The organism is Enterobacter sp. 2VL, assembly GCF_005503595.1.
Lineage (GTDB): Bacteria > Pseudomonadota > Gammaproteobacteria > Enterobacterales > Enterobacteriaceae > Enterobacter > Enterobacter cancerogenus.
Genome location: NZ_SCNE01000001.1, coordinates 416,253 through 429,683, shown reverse-complemented (window position 1 = coordinate 429,683; position 13,431 = coordinate 416,253). Strand labels below are relative to the sequence as shown.

14 protein-coding genes are annotated in these 13,431 nt (G+C 55.4%); 3 read left to right on the top strand and 11 right to left on the bottom strand.

Annotation, left to right across the window (positions count from 1 at the left end; all coding sequences use genetic code 11):
• Nucleotides 1–48 precede the first annotated feature (48 nt).
• A complete protein-coding gene (locus FFS28_RS02040) occupies nucleotides 49–807 on the bottom strand; it encodes a DeoR/GlpR family DNA-binding transcription regulator (RefSeq protein WP_137848893.1) in 759 nt (252 codons plus the stop codon).
• An 86-nt stretch (nucleotides 808–893) separates the two neighbouring features.
• Here FFS28_RS02040 and FFS28_RS02035 point away from each other — a divergent pair, with 86 nt between their 5' ends.
• Together FFS28_RS02035 and tam are read left to right on the top strand one after the other, a co-directional pair.
• Nucleotides 894–1,478, top strand: coding sequence for an NUDIX hydrolase (locus FFS28_RS02035; protein ID WP_006175284.1), 585 nt, complete (start codon nucleotides 894–896; stop codon nucleotides 1,476–1,478).
• A gap of 85 nt (nucleotides 1,479–1,563) precedes the next feature.
• Nucleotides 1,564–2,322 carry a trans-aconitate 2-methyltransferase gene (tam, locus tag FFS28_RS02030; RefSeq protein WP_137848619.1) on the top strand — a complete coding sequence of 253 codons (759 nt, stop codon included), beginning with the start codon at nucleotides 1,564–1,566 and terminating at the stop codon, nucleotides 2,320–2,322.
• Between the two features lie 8 nt (nucleotides 2,323–2,330).
• On the opposite strand, the gene FFS28_RS02025 is transcribed toward tam, so the two are convergent.
• The 5 genes from FFS28_RS02025 to FFS28_RS02005 form a co-directional block, all read right to left on the bottom strand.
• Nucleotides 2,331–3,521 carry a cytochrome c biogenesis protein/redoxin gene (locus FFS28_RS02025; protein WP_137848618.1) on the bottom strand — a complete coding sequence of 397 codons (1,191 nt, stop codon included), beginning with the start codon at nucleotides 3,519–3,521 and terminating at the stop codon, nucleotides 2,331–2,333.
• 137 nt (nucleotides 3,522–3,658) lie between these two features.
• Nucleotides 3,659–4,957 carry an ATP-binding protein gene (locus FFS28_RS02020; protein ID WP_137848617.1) on the bottom strand — a complete coding sequence of 433 codons (1,299 nt, stop codon included), beginning with the start codon at nucleotides 4,955–4,957 and terminating at the stop codon, nucleotides 3,659–3,661.
• Nucleotides 4,954–5,694, bottom strand: a complete 741-nt coding sequence (locus FFS28_RS02015) for a response regulator (protein ID WP_137848616.1) — start codon at nucleotides 5,692–5,694, stop codon at nucleotides 4,954–4,956. Before FFS28_RS02015 ends, FFS28_RS02020 begins: the two co-directional genes overlap by 4 nt.
• A gap of 44 nt (nucleotides 5,695–5,738) precedes the next feature.
• Nucleotides 5,739–6,734 carry an alpha/beta fold hydrolase gene (locus FFS28_RS02010; RefSeq protein ID WP_006175273.1) on the bottom strand — a complete coding sequence of 332 codons (996 nt, stop codon included), beginning with the start codon at nucleotides 6,732–6,734 and terminating at the stop codon, nucleotides 5,739–5,741.
• Nucleotides 6,735–6,878: 144 nt separating this feature from the next.
• Entirely contained in the window at nucleotides 6,879–7,319 is a 441-nt protein-coding gene (locus tag FFS28_RS02005) for a GNAT family N-acetyltransferase (protein WP_137848615.1), read from the bottom strand.
• 114 nt (nucleotides 7,320–7,433) lie between these two features.
• On the opposite strand from FFS28_RS02005, the gene FFS28_RS02000 reads away from it, so the two are divergent.
• The gene (locus FFS28_RS02000) at nucleotides 7,434–7,982 is read left to right on the top strand and encodes a GNAT family N-acetyltransferase (protein ID WP_006175269.1); all 549 of its coding nucleotides are present in this window, start codon (nucleotides 7,434–7,436) and stop codon (nucleotides 7,980–7,982) included.
• On the opposite strand, the gene FFS28_RS01995 is transcribed toward FFS28_RS02000, so the two are convergent.
• From FFS28_RS01995 to FFS28_RS01975, 5 genes are all read right to left on the bottom strand, one after another.
• Nucleotides 7,970–8,884 carry a bestrophin family protein gene (locus FFS28_RS01995; RefSeq protein WP_006175268.1) on the bottom strand — a complete coding sequence of 305 codons (915 nt, stop codon included), beginning with the start codon at nucleotides 8,882–8,884 and terminating at the stop codon, nucleotides 7,970–7,972. The two genes, FFS28_RS02000 and FFS28_RS01995, sit on opposite strands and share 13 nt — an antisense overlap.
• A 199-nt stretch (nucleotides 8,885–9,083) precedes the next feature.
• Nucleotides 9,084–10,535, bottom strand: a complete 1,452-nt coding sequence (locus tag FFS28_RS01990) for a tagaturonate reductase (protein ID WP_137848614.1) — start codon at nucleotides 10,533–10,535, stop codon at nucleotides 9,084–9,086.
• A 118-nt stretch (nucleotides 10,536–10,653) separates the two neighbouring features.
• Entirely contained in the window at nucleotides 10,654–11,181 is a 528-nt protein-coding gene (locus FFS28_RS01985) for a GNAT family N-acetyltransferase (RefSeq protein ID WP_137848613.1), read from the bottom strand.
• Between the two features lie 84 nt (nucleotides 11,182–11,265).
• The gene (locus FFS28_RS01980) at nucleotides 11,266–12,231 is read right to left on the bottom strand and encodes a sensor domain-containing diguanylate cyclase (RefSeq protein WP_058608782.1); all 966 of its coding nucleotides are present in this window, start codon (nucleotides 12,229–12,231) and stop codon (nucleotides 11,266–11,268) included.
• Between the two features lie 53 nt (nucleotides 12,232–12,284).
• Entirely contained in the window at nucleotides 12,285–13,277 is a 993-nt protein-coding gene (locus FFS28_RS01975) for a sensor domain-containing diguanylate cyclase (protein WP_137848892.1), read from the bottom strand.
• Nucleotides 13,278–13,431: the final 154 nt, after the last annotated feature.

The following is a 13,431-nucleotide window of genomic DNA, read 5'->3' as shown; positions in this document are numbered from 1 at the left end:
AAATCAAATGATATCCCTTCTAAGGGATAACGAAACCTGGTTTAGCGGTCACGCGGCCTTAACGGCTGAAACGCCCTTTTCTTCGATGGCATTTATCCACGCGCGATCGGTATTCGCTTCAACCACAACCGTATTGGCGAGCGACAGGCCGCCGATAACAAAAGATGATGCCGCGTTGATTTTTTCCGGCGAAGCGAGCACGACCGTCTCTGCTGCTCTGCCTGAGAAAGCGCGTTTGATAGAGGCTTCTTCATAATCACCGGTTGTCAGCCCGGCTTCCGGATGGATGCCCGTGACGCCCATAAAGAACAGGTCGGCCTGGATCTTTTCAATGCCCTCCACTGCCGCCGCGCCGACCGTCACAATGGAGTGTTTGTAGAGCCGACCTCCAATCAAAATCACCTCGATGTATGGATGATTGATAAGGCCCAGCGCAATGCCCGGGCTGTGCGTCACAACGGTAATGTTCAAATCCTGCGGCAGAAAGGTGATCAGCTCGGACGTCGTGGTTCCTCCGTCGATAATCACAACCTGACCTGGCGAAATCAGCTGCGCGCCGCAGCGGGCTACGTTTTTCTTGGCATCCACCTTTAAAGTCTGGCGTTCGGCAAAAGGTGCCGTCGCGGATGATGCCGGCAGCGCCCCGCCGTGAACGCGCTGCAAACGCCCTTCTGCCGCAAGCTCACGTAAATCGCGGCGGATGGTATCCTCCGAAACGCCAAAATGAAGGCTTAACGCCTTCGATTGCACCTGTCCGTCGGCGTGGAGTATGTCGATAATGAATTGCTTTCGCTGGCTGGTCAGCATAATCAGATCCTGAAGTTGCATGTTTTATCTTGATAACGCACGTTATTGCTGCTTATTATAGCTTCTCATCCTAAGGAGAAGCAAACATGCCCTTGCAACGTGCAGATATACGCATTATTGCGGACGAAATATTGTCCAATAACTGGTACAGCCTGAAAAAATACACGTTCGACCGCCAGCGCCACGATGGGGAGTGGCAGCGTCAGACACGTGAGGTTTACGACCGGGGAAACGGGGCGACGATTTTGCTCTACAACCGCGACAAAAAGACGGTCATCTTGACGCGCCAGTTCCGATTTCCGGTATTTATCAATGGTCACGCGGGCGATCTCATTGAGGCCGCTGCCGGGCTTCTCGATAACCTGGATCCTGAAAGTCGTATTAAGGCGGAAGCCGAGGAAGAGACCGGTTTTCGGGTATCGCGCGTGGAAAAAGTGTTCGAGGCCTACATGAGCCCTGGCTCGGTCACGGAAAAACTCTATTTCTTCCTCGCGGAATATCACCCCCAGGATCGGGCCAGCGCCGGAGGCGGGATCAAGGCTGAAGGCGAAGATATCGAGGTGCTGGAGCTTACGCTCGACGAGGCGTTAAAGGGCATTGAAAAGGGTCTGATCGTCGACGGTAAAACCATCATGCTGCTGTATCACGTTGCGCTGAAAGGCATTTTATAGGCTTGTGTCTTAACAGCTGCCTGCCGCCGTGCAGGTGGCTGCCTGTGCTATTCTTGCTGAACCATGCATGACGGAGATGTAAAAAATGGCCGACTGGAATCCCTCTCTTTACCTGCAATATGGTGAAGAACGCACACGACCCGCCGCAGAACTGCTCGCCCGCGTTCAGCTTGATGATGTCGCCTCGATTGTCGATTTGGGTTGCGGCCCCGGAAACAGTACCGCGTTGCTTCGCCAGCGCTGGCCTGATGCCGACATTACCGGGGTGGATAATTCTCCGGCGATGCTGGAGGAAGCACGATCTGCCCTGCCCGACTGCCGCTTCGTAGAGGCGGATATCCGCCAGTACAGGCCGCAGGAACCGCTTAGCCTGATTTACGCCAACGCCTCGCTGCAGTGGATACCCAACCATTACGATTTGCTGCCGCATCTGGTTTCCCTGCTGCGCTTAAACGGTGTGCTGGCGATCCAGATGCCGGATAACTGGCTCGAACCAACCCACGTCGCCATGCGTGACGTGGCCAGCGAACAAGGCTACCCGGACCGTGGTCGGGAACCGCTGCCGGGCGTTCACGCCTATTACGATATTCTGACGGAGGCAGGCTGCGAGGTGGATATCTGGCGGACCACCTATTTCCACAAAATGGGTTCACATCAGGCGATTATTGACTGGGTCAGTGCTACGGGTTTACGCCCGTGGTTGCAGGATCTCAACGAGAGTGAGCAGAAAAACTACCTCAAACGCTACCATCAGATGCTGGAAGCGCAGTATCCTCTCCAGGAAAACGGGCAGATACTGCTGGCCTTTCCACGACTGTTTATTGTCGCCAAACGCGTACCCTGAGGCGACGATCAGGAGCGGGCTTCTTTCAGCAGCTGCTGAATAACCTGCTCCTGTTTTTCATAATCCCCCTCGCCAAAAACGGTGTAACGCAGCTGGCCTTTCGCATCGAAGTAATAGTGAGCGGGCCAGTACTGATTGCCGAACGCGGTCCAGATTTTATAGTTATTATCCGCCACTACCCGGTACGGCAATTGCCATTTATTCACCGCGTTTTTAACGGATGAAAGCGGTTTTTCCCACGGGTATTCTGGCGTATGGACACCGATGACGACCAGGCCCTGCGACTGGTATTTATTCGCCCAGTCACGCACATGCGGCAGCGTATGCTGACAGTTAATGCAGTCCCAGGTCCAGAAATCGATCAGGACCACCTTGCCTCGTAGTGATCCAGAAGTGACAGGGTCACCATTTACCCAACCGGTTCCGCCGTCCAGAGACGGTAACTGGCTGGTCGTCGTCGTTTGCACTACAGGCTGCAGTTTCACCCCGGTGCTGGCGGGTTTAACCAGCGTTAAGAGCGTATTCTCGAGCCGATCGGCAAGCCCGTTAGCCCCTTGCAACGCTGAGGTCATTCCGGTGGCGTTGAATACCACGGCGACCAGCATCATGACGCCCGCCCCATGACGCAGCCGCTCCATAAGGGCCGATTTTGCCCGTAAAGGCGCCATCAGCCGGCGTCCGCCCACGGCAAGCAGGCCCAGCATCACGGCACAACCGCTGCCGTATGTGGCGAGCAGCGCGCCGGTTGCGATAGCCGAATGGCCAGCAATGTTGATGCTAAAAATCGCGCCAAGGATCGGTCCGGCACAGGGTGACCAGAGCAGCCCTACCGCCAGCCCGCCGAGGAAAGCGGAAAGCACGCCGCGCGTCTGTCCACTGCGGGCGTTTAATACATTTCCTGCGGCAACCGCAGGCCCGGCAATGCGTTGAGCAAACTGCGGAAAGATCAGCGCCAGGGCCGCCACCGCAAGAATAACGAGAGCAACCCCGCGCCCTATCACGGTTGCCTGCGCAATGCTGTCGCTGGCAACCGTGACGACCATCGCCACCAGGGTAAACATCACGATCATACCGGAGAGGAGCGCCAGGATCTGACGGCGCTGTCCCTGGAATCCCGCAAACAGCAGCGGAATAACCGGGAGCGTACAGGGGCTGAGCAGGCTAATCATCCCGCCCAAAAAAGCGATTATCAGAAACATAATGACCTCACATATCAGAGTGGCTGCGTAACTGCAGTGGGGTCATTTGAACGTACTGATGTATTCAGGTTATGTGCAAAACGGCGAATTTTGTCTTTCAGCGTATCGCGGTGGCAATGCGATACAAAGCCGTACAATTACCGGCGTGGCAGCGTGACGCTCACGTCCAGCCCGCCTTCTGCCCGGTTGGCGAGATGCAGTTTGCCGTTGAGTTGGACGGTAAGTTGGGTGGCGATTGCCAGCCCTAGCCCGGTTCCGCCGGTCTCGCGGTTACGCGACGTCTCGACCCGGTAAAATGGCTGCAGTACCGCCTCGATCTCCGCCTCCGGGATCCCCGGGCCGTTATCCAGAATATGAATAACAACCTCTTCTTCACTGATATTATCAATTCTGATGATGGCCTCTCCGCCAAACTTCAGGGCATTATCGAGCAGGTTGGTCATCACCCTGCGCAGCGCCTGCGGACGCGTGACGATGGGCAATCGCGCCTCGTTTGCATGAAACTGCACGTTTTTACCAATGTCCTGATAGTCGCTGGCAATACTGTTGATCCACGCGTTAAGTTCCATCTTTAGCGTGGTCTCTTCGAGGGTTTCTGATGACCGGGCATACGCAATGCCTTCACGTACCAGGCGCGACATATTGTCCAGGTCATTCAGCAGCTTGTCGCGAAGTTCTGGCTGTTCGGCCATCTCCACGCGCAGCTTCATGCGGGTTATGGGGGTCTGAAGATCGTGCGAAATCGAGGCCAGGATTTGCGCCCGCTCCCGCAGGTAGGACTGAATGCGCGACTGCATCGCATTAAACGCGTGTGCCGCCCGACGGACTTCCATCGGCCCTTTTTCCGTCATGGGCATGTTAGCGGCGGGATCAAGCGTGTCCACCGCGCGCGTGAACTGGGAAAATGGCCGCACCACCTGACGCACGGCAATCCATGAGCAAAGCGCAACCAGCAGCAGCTGCAAAACCAGCACCACGGGAAGCCAGCTGGCGACCGGCGGCATGCGGGGGATCAGATCGATGGTTAACGGCGCGCCGTCGCTCAGTGTCAGATGCGCCTGAATGTGCGAGATCGGCCCGGGAACGGCGGTAAAGTACAACGGGTAGCTGTCTGCCAGCGTCTCTTTTAAGGTGCGAATGGCGTCGCGCGAGCGTTTATCCTGGGGAGGAGAACCCGGCTCTCCCGGCCCGAGCAGATAACGATAGTTACCCCGGTCAAGGCGATCCAGCCACTGCGGACGTTCGTTCGCCGGCAGCCTGTCCAGGATGGCCACGCTGGTCGCCACATCATATTCCAGGTTGCCGAGCATCACCGTGCGTGCGCTGCGCATTCGCTCGTAAAGCACCAGAGTCAGGCTGAGAGAGTTAGCCAGCAACAGTCCGAGAAGCACGATAATCAGCAGCCGGGCCAGTAGCGAACGGGGCCAAAGGGTCATTCATTTGCCTCGATAATGGTCACGGGCATGGTGAAAACATAACCTTCGCTGCGCACGGTTTTGATATAGGCAGGTGTGCGGGCATCCTCATTGAGACGCTGGCGAACGCGGCTCACCAGAAGGTCGATCGAACGTTCGAATAGCTCGGCATCTCGCCCCTGCGTCAGGTTCAGCAGTTGGTCGCGCGTCAGCACACGCTGTGGATGGTCGACGAACACGCGCAGAAGCCGGTATTCCGCCCCGCTCAACGCTACCACCATACCTTCATTGTCGATGAGATGGCGGGCAACGGTATCCAGCTGCCATTCGCCAAACACAACTAAACGACCGGCCTCGGTAACCTGCAGATTGGGCGGCATGGTGCGGAAGCGGCGCAGGATGGCTTTGATCCGCGCCAGCAGTTCGCGAGCGACAAAGGGTTTCACAACGTAATCATCGGCCCCCATTTCCAGGCCGAGGATCCGGTCGGTCTCTTCGTTTCGTGCGGTAAGCATCAGGATCGGCAAATCTTTAAATTTGCTGCTGCGTAGCTGTCGACAGAGGGTTAGCCCGTCATCACCAGGCATCATGACGTCCAGCACCACCAGGTCGATATGCTGTTTATCAAGCACCACGCGCATCTCTTTGCCGTTGGCTGCGCCGGAGGCGAGATAGCCTGATTTATTAAGGTAATCGACGATTAAGTCACGAATATCCCTGTCGTCATCGACGACAAGGATATGATCAATATGCTCCACCGCAGGCTCCTGACAGAAGGGTAACCAATTGAAAATAGCACATATCAGAGCTTGTCCGCGTCGATAACCGCCTTAGCAAAATCCTGCGGATCTTCCTGCGGTGGATTGTGACCAACGGTTGCCCCAAAGGTGCGGTGTTCATACTTACCGGTAAATTTGCCCGCATAGGCCTCAGGTGCAGGATGTGGGGCGCCATTGTTACCGCCTTCGATAGTGATCGTCGGTACGGTGATGTTCGGCAGCGCAGCAAGTTTTTGCTCGTAGGCATCATATTTGCGCTCGCCTTTTTCCAGCCCTAAACGCCAGCGGTAGTTGCTGAGGGTGACGGCGACGTGGTCCGGGTTATCGAGCGAGGCGGCGCTGGCGTTAAAGGTCGCGTCGGTAAATTTCCAGTCCGGCGATGCCTGGGACCAGATCAGGCGGGCAAAGTCATGCGTATTTTTGGCGTAGCCTTCTGCCCCGCGTGCGGTAGCGAAATAGAATTGATACCACCACTGCACTTCCGCTTTGGGTGGCAGCGGTTTTTCGCCGATCGCCTGGCTACTGATGAGATATCCGCTGACCGATACCAGGGATTTCACCCGCTCCGGCCAGAGCGCGGCGACGATATCCGCCGTACGGGCACCCCAGTCATAGCCCGCGAAGACCGCTTGCTTGATATTCAGGGCATCCATCAGGTTAACGATGTCTTTCGCCATTGCCGACGGCTGGCCGTTACGCGGCGTTTTGTCCGAGATAAACCGCGTGGTGCCGTAGCCACGAAGAGAAGGCACGATTACGCGATACCCCTTCGCCGCCAGCAGCGGCGCAACGTCCGCGTAACTGTGAATGTCATACGGCCAGCCGTGCAGCAATATGACGGGCTGCCCATCTTTCGGGCCGATATCGACATAGCCAACGTTAAGATCGCCGGCGTTGATTTGGTGGACCTGATTAAAGGCGTTTTTATAATCAGCTCCGGTAACTTCAGCCTGGCAGGACATGACGGTGCCGAGAGAAACGGTTAACGCGAGTGTGGAATAAGCGAGTTTGCTAAACATGATGTTATCTCCAAGTGAGTACAGTTGACGGGGATATAACACCACTGTTTTGTATAGCGGATATGTGTGAAAGGCTCTTTATTGCATGCCTGTGTATGTATCTCCGGCACAGATACACTGTGATACAAACCCAGGCATAAAGGCTTAGAGCGAGATACGATAACGAACGTAATCGTCCGCTTCGCCAAATTTGTCGTACAGCTTGCGCGCCGGATTATTTTGTCGGGTGACCCAGTAAAGTTTTGACCACCCTTCGCGCTTGCCCTCTTCCATCAGCGCATCGATTAACGCCTTCCCGGCCCCCGCCCCCCTGACCTCAGCGTCGACAAACAGATCCTCAAGATAGCAAATCGGCGCCGTTGACCATGTGCCGTCATGCAACACGCACAGGGCGAAACCCACCACCTTGCCCTCGATTTCAGCAACGCGGCACAACAGAGCAGAATCCGGGTTTAGCGCGCGTTGCCAGGTGGATGCCGTAACGGATTCATCCAGTTCACAGTCATAAAAATGGGTATATCCATCCCACAGCGCGCGCCACCGGGGGTAATCATCTTCACGTAAAGCACGTACTGTTACGGCCATGTCTTCCTCACTCATTAATGTTCAGGAACGAGAGATTCTCAGTCTGGATTGTGGTAATGATGAAAATACCAGAAGGTGCGCAAATGCATAACGCTAAAAAAAGGAGAACAGCGGATGACGATACCTACCCTGACGACGCCTCGTTTACTACTTAAGCCCCTGGTTGCTGAAGATGCGCCACAGATCCAACAGCGATACCCGCGCTGGGAGATCGTTCGTTATATGGTTTCATCTGTTCCGTGGCCCTATCCCGATGATGGTGCGGAATATTATGTCAATAACGTCGCTCTGCCTGACATGGACAAAGGGATTGCGTGGTTCTGGAGCATCCGCCGACGCGAAGCCCCGGACGAGCTGATGGGGATCATCTGCTTATACGATGTGGAAGACAATAACCGTGGTTTTTGGCTGGCGCCGGAATTTCAGGGTCAGGGGTACATGCGGGAAGCCAGCATTGCGGCGACGGATTACTGGTTTAATACGCTGAACAAACCGGTGCTCCGTGCGCCGAAAGCGGCCGCCAATAGCCGCTCGCAGCGTATTTCAGCCAGTAGCGGCATGCGGCTTATCCGAACTGAAAAGAAAGCCTACGTCAGCGGCCTGCTGGACTCCGAACTGTGGGAAATCACCCGCGACGAATGGAATGCCCGTTACGTCAGCTGATAGTGTTTGTCCGGCATCAGTCGCGCTGGAATGTTCTCTTCATCGTTCATCTGCAACAGGTCGCGTTCCATCATGTTGCAGATGGCGTCCAGCGGCAGATCGTTATCCTCGGTACCGAACGGATCTTCAAGCTCCTCTGCAAGGGTGTCCAGCGAGATAAAAGTGTATGAAATCAGCGCCGAGACGAAGGGTGTCATGTAGTGCAGATCCACCACCAGGGCGAACGGCAGCATGATGCAGAAGAGATAAACCGTGCGGTGCAAAATCAGCGTATAGGCAAACGGCACGGGCGTGGTGGCAATGCGCTCGCAGCCGGCAAGCACCACGGACATATCGTTAAGTCGATTGTTGAGGCTGTGGAACAAAATGTCTGAGAGCTGCCCTTCCCGACGCCTGACGGCAAGCCATTCCCCCATGATCAGCAAAATGCGGTTTGCCGGAGAGTTTGAGGCCATCACCTTATGCAGATGTTCAGCGGATAAATAGGCTGAAAGCCGATCGGCCTGAGGCTGGCGGCGAAGCGTCATTCTCAGGCAGTGGGCAAACGCAATTTGCAGGCGCACGAATTCCCCGAGATGGGCATCGTCAGGCAGGGTATTTTTTACCTCGCGAAACAGCGACCGGGCCGCTATCATCAACTGCCCCCAAAGCTGGCGAGCTTCGACGTAGCGCGAATAACAGGCGTTATTTCTGAAACCCAGAAAGATCGCGATAGCCACGCCAAGAATGCTGAACGGTGCCACGGTAAACCTGACGCCCAGCGAGGTATACCAGGGCAGCATCGCGATCACAGTAATCGAAAGCAGGAAATTAAGCAGCAGGCGGGTATAGATTTTGGGTAAAACGGAACCGTGCCAGACGAAAATGAGTTGTAACCAGTGCTGTTGAGGGCGAACAATCATAGTGAGCTTCAGGAAAGGAAAATGCGCCGCTATTAAACGTGATCCCCGTCACGGTTGCAAGTCTGTTAATAGAACATTGCATTTTCTCTCCTGATAAGCGTAAAGCGCACGGTGCTGATGTTCTTTTTTAAGAAAAGGGGCAAATAGTATGTTGTAACTAATATTATAAATTATCCCGGCCGAAGCCGGGACGAGAAGATTAGCAGAGCGGCTTAACGGCAGCGCGCATACCCTGCTGAAGAATGGCATCCAGATCGGTGGCAACCTGCTCTACCAGTCGCGGGATCTGGGTGAGATCGCTTTCCCAGTGTTCGCTGACGCTCAAAACCGCCGTCACCAGCGCACGGGTATCGATTTGCTTATCTGTGTGCTGTGCCCAGAGCTGCTGATAACGCGTCAGCCAGTGAGCATCATCCTGCACCGGATAAACGTCACCGTTACGCTCCGCCCGATAAAACGCCATCAGTGCCGCCAGCGCAAAGGTCAGACGAGCCGGCAGTTTACCGGTGGCCTTCTGCCCCGCCAGCAGCTGCGGCAGAATACGCGTGCGGTATTTGGTCATCCCGTTCAGGGCAATCGACAGCAGCTGATGCTTGATGTACGGATTGCGAAAACGCCCGGTGACGGCGCGGGCAAAGGATTCCAGCTCGTCGCGCGGCAGGTCCAGCACCGGGATAATTTCCTCGTAAATGGCCTTTTCCACAAACGCGCAGACGTCCGTGTCGTTCATCGCCTCGCCTACCGTATCCAGCCCCGCCAGGAATGCCACAGGCACCAGTGCGGTGTGCGCTCCGTTGAGGATCGCCACTTTACGCTCTTTATACGGCTTAATGTCCTCTACAATCCGTACGTTAAGCGGGAGCTGGTCAAGACGCAGCTCCCGGGCGAGGGATTCAGGCCCTTGAATAACAAACAGATAGAAATGTTCGGCGGTATCGAGAAACGCATCGTGATACCCCAGCCCGGCCTCCAGTTCTGCAGCTTCATCACGCGGATAGCCGGTTACGATACGGTCGACCAGCGTGGAGCAGAAGGTGTTGGCTTCGTTTAGCCACTGGATAAAGGCCGCAGGCAGCGCCCACTCCTGGGCATAACGCAGCACTAAATCTCGTAACGCATCGCCGTTGTAATCAATCAGCTCGCACGGAATGATGACCCAGCCTTTATCCGCCGCCCCGTTAAAGTGGCTGAAACGCTCGTAGAGCAGACGCGTCAGTTTAGCCGGATAGCTAACCGCAGGCGCATCGTCGAACGCATCCCCGGCGTGATAGCTGATCCCCGCTTCGGTGGTGTTCGAGAAAACAAAGCGCATGTACGGATTGAGGGCAAGTTTCAGGAACTGGTCGTACTGGCTGTAGACGCTAATTTCACGGTTAACCGAACGGATAAGGCGTGCATCGCTCACGGCTTCGCCCTGCTCGTTCAGCCCGCGAATGATCGTGGTGTAGAGACCATCCTGGGTGCTCAGCGACGGCGGGAAATCGCTCTGAATCGGGCGAACAATCACGATCCCGGAGTTAAGGTCGGTATGTTCATTGAGCAGATCGATTTGCCAGTCGATAAACGCGCGCAGGAAATTACCTTCGCCAAACTGGATGATACGCTCCGGGTAAAGCTCGCCAGGGAAATCACGACGGTTGAGTGTGCTCACGACAGGGTTCCTTTTATGATTAGTCATACAGCCTGATAGGATTGGTCTAATAACTTACCAAAACTTAACGACCATAAACCCTGTTTTGATCAAGGGAGCGAGTGGTTGTAAAAAATAATTACAGGAATTTATAGAACAGTGTGGTGCCAGTCAGTTCACCGTCCGGCATAAGCGCATAGCGTGGGATCTCACCGACTTTTTGCCATCCAGCCCGCAGGTAAAAGTGTTCGGCACCGCTCCCGGTTGCCGTGTCCAGCACCAGAACCGAAATCCCTTTGTCCCGCGCCACCTGTTCAAGCGCGTTCATGAGCGCCAGCGCAGCGCCTTTGCGTCGCGCCTTTTCGTGAACCAACAGTTTTGCTACGTCGGCACGGTGGGGTTGGTTTTCAGGCTGATCGGTGATGAGCTGAACCGTCCCGATAAGCTGGCGCTGCTCGTCAAAACAGGCCAGCACGGTACGCTCGCCTCGTGCCACGCTCGCAGCGATATTCAGCCAAAACGCGCGGGCTTTCTCATGGCTAAAGGGCAGCATAAAACTTACCGATGCCCCGCCGTTCACGCAGTTTTCAAGGATGTCGGCCAGCGCATCGAGGTGGGTAAGAAGGGTGTCTCGTGACAAGATCTGGAGCTGAAGCGGTGCGTTCATGGATTTTCCCTGTGTTGAGTACCGCTTCACTTTGCGGATCACCTTTGGGCAACGCAACCCCTTCAGCCATAGGCTTTTGTTATGTTATCCCTTCTGGTGACGCTGGCGTTTCATGGCGTACATCTTCTCGTCGGCATTTTTCAGCCACTGCTGCATATCGTTGCCGTGATGATCGAATTCGCTCACGCCCCAGGAAAAATGGAGCGACCATGGGTGCAGCTGACGCGCGTTGTAGTGTTCAACCTGTTCGACAAGATAGTGCATGGCGATCCAGGCCCCCTGTTCGTCGGTATCGGCAAACAGCACCGCAAATTCGTCTCCGCCAAAGCGGACCAGCAGGTCAGCCTCGCGAAAAGAACTTTGCATCAGACGAGCCATCGCCTTAAGAGCCTTATCTCCTTCATCATGCCCAAAGCGATCGTTGATATCCTTAAAGTGGTCTAAATCCATCCAGCCCAGGGTCAGTGGCTCTGCCCGCCGTCTGGCGACGGAGAGCGCAAATTCGACAATCTGGTTAAAGCCGCGGCGATTAAACAGCCCCGTCAGTTCATCCGTGGTTGCCGCGCTGACCGCCGCAAACTCATCTTCCGCCAGCGCGCTTAAATCGCTCAGCACGGCGAGATCCGCCGCGTTAAATTCCCGGGGCGCATAGTCGATAAGACACAGCGAGCCGACGCTTGCCCCGTTACGCAGGCGCAGCGGAAATCCGGCATAGAAGCGTACATTGGGTTCGCCTGCCACCAGCGGATTATCCGCGAAGCGGGGATCCTGAAGCATATCCCCCACCACCAGCGGTTTTTCACCGAGGATAGTATGACCGCAGAAAGAGATGTGGCGCGGTACCACGTCAGGCGCTTTGCCGTCGGCCGACTTGACGATAAGCGAATGCTCATCAATCAGATTAACCATCGCCAGCGGTACCTGGAAAAAGCGCTTCGCCAGCCGCGTCAGGCGATCAAAAGCCGGAGAACGGTCAATATCAAGCAAGCCCGATTCGCGCAGTGCGGCCAGGCGTTCATTTTCATCTGTAGGGGTAGCAGGGGCTTTCATGACATCTCCTTGTGCCTTGCGTTATTAACAGCGTAGCTTAAACCGGCACTTTGTCAGTGCGAGAAGATCCGGTTCTTACCTTCGCGTTTCGCATGATAGAGGGCGCTATCGGCCGCCTGCAGCCAGTCGGTCACGCTTTCCATGTCGCGGGTGGCACAGGCAATGCCGATACTGAGCGTGCAAGGAACTGCTTCCTGAGCCACATCTTTCATCACGGCCGTGGCGTCCATAATGCGCGTGGCGACAACCTGCGCCTCGTCGACGGTGGTATTCGGCAGCAGAATGACAAACTCATCGCCGCCCAGCCGTGCAGGGGTATCCGTCGGGCGCGTGGCCAGATGCAGAATTTCCGACACAGTAGCCAGCATCGCGTCCCCGACTTTGTGGCCGTAGCGATCGTTAACGTCCTTGAAATTATCGATATCAATAAACATCAGCGCAGAATCACGGCATGCCTGGCGAAGTTTACTCAGCTCATGCTCAATACGCTTTTCAAGCAGTCGCCGGTTAGCAATATCCAGTAGCGGATCCATCATTGCGATCCGTTCCAGCTCGCGACTTTTGATCCGCAGGCGCAAGGCGATCCCGTCCGTCAGAACGCTCAGGGCGATGATATAGATGGCGATCAGCGGCAAGGTAGCGTAAAGGGTCCGCGAAGAAACCTCCGGATTGATGACCATTCCCTGACTCAGCCAGCTCACCAGAAAAACCGCCAGCATCAGTGCGGCCGCTTTTTTCAGCAGTGTGTAGCTGCCCGCAGAGAGCCGATCGGCTAGCAGAATAGTAGCAATTACCACAGAGGGCAGCGGATTTACCGCCATCATGGCAATCCAGAATCCGCCTGCTCCAGCGTCAAGGACCAGATTTTGATGTTCAGTCGCCAGGGGAGTCGTTGATTGTCGTGCACGATACCAGGCCACCGTCGGCCAGATAAAGGCGTTAGCCCCAAGCAGGCCAATAAGCCACGGGGAGCGCTGCTGCTCAAGCAATACCGACAGAATGGGGAAAAAGCAGAGAAGCGTACCAAGCATACGCATCAGATACATACGTTTGACAAACCGACGTCCCGGTAAGCGAGGCTTCATGCTGAGAGGGTCGGTTGCATTCATGCTAAGATTTTTCCGATATGTTTCTTGCGGTATCTTATTGAGCTTGAAAATACGTAGCAAGCAATTTATCGGATATTCATTCGCTTTAATA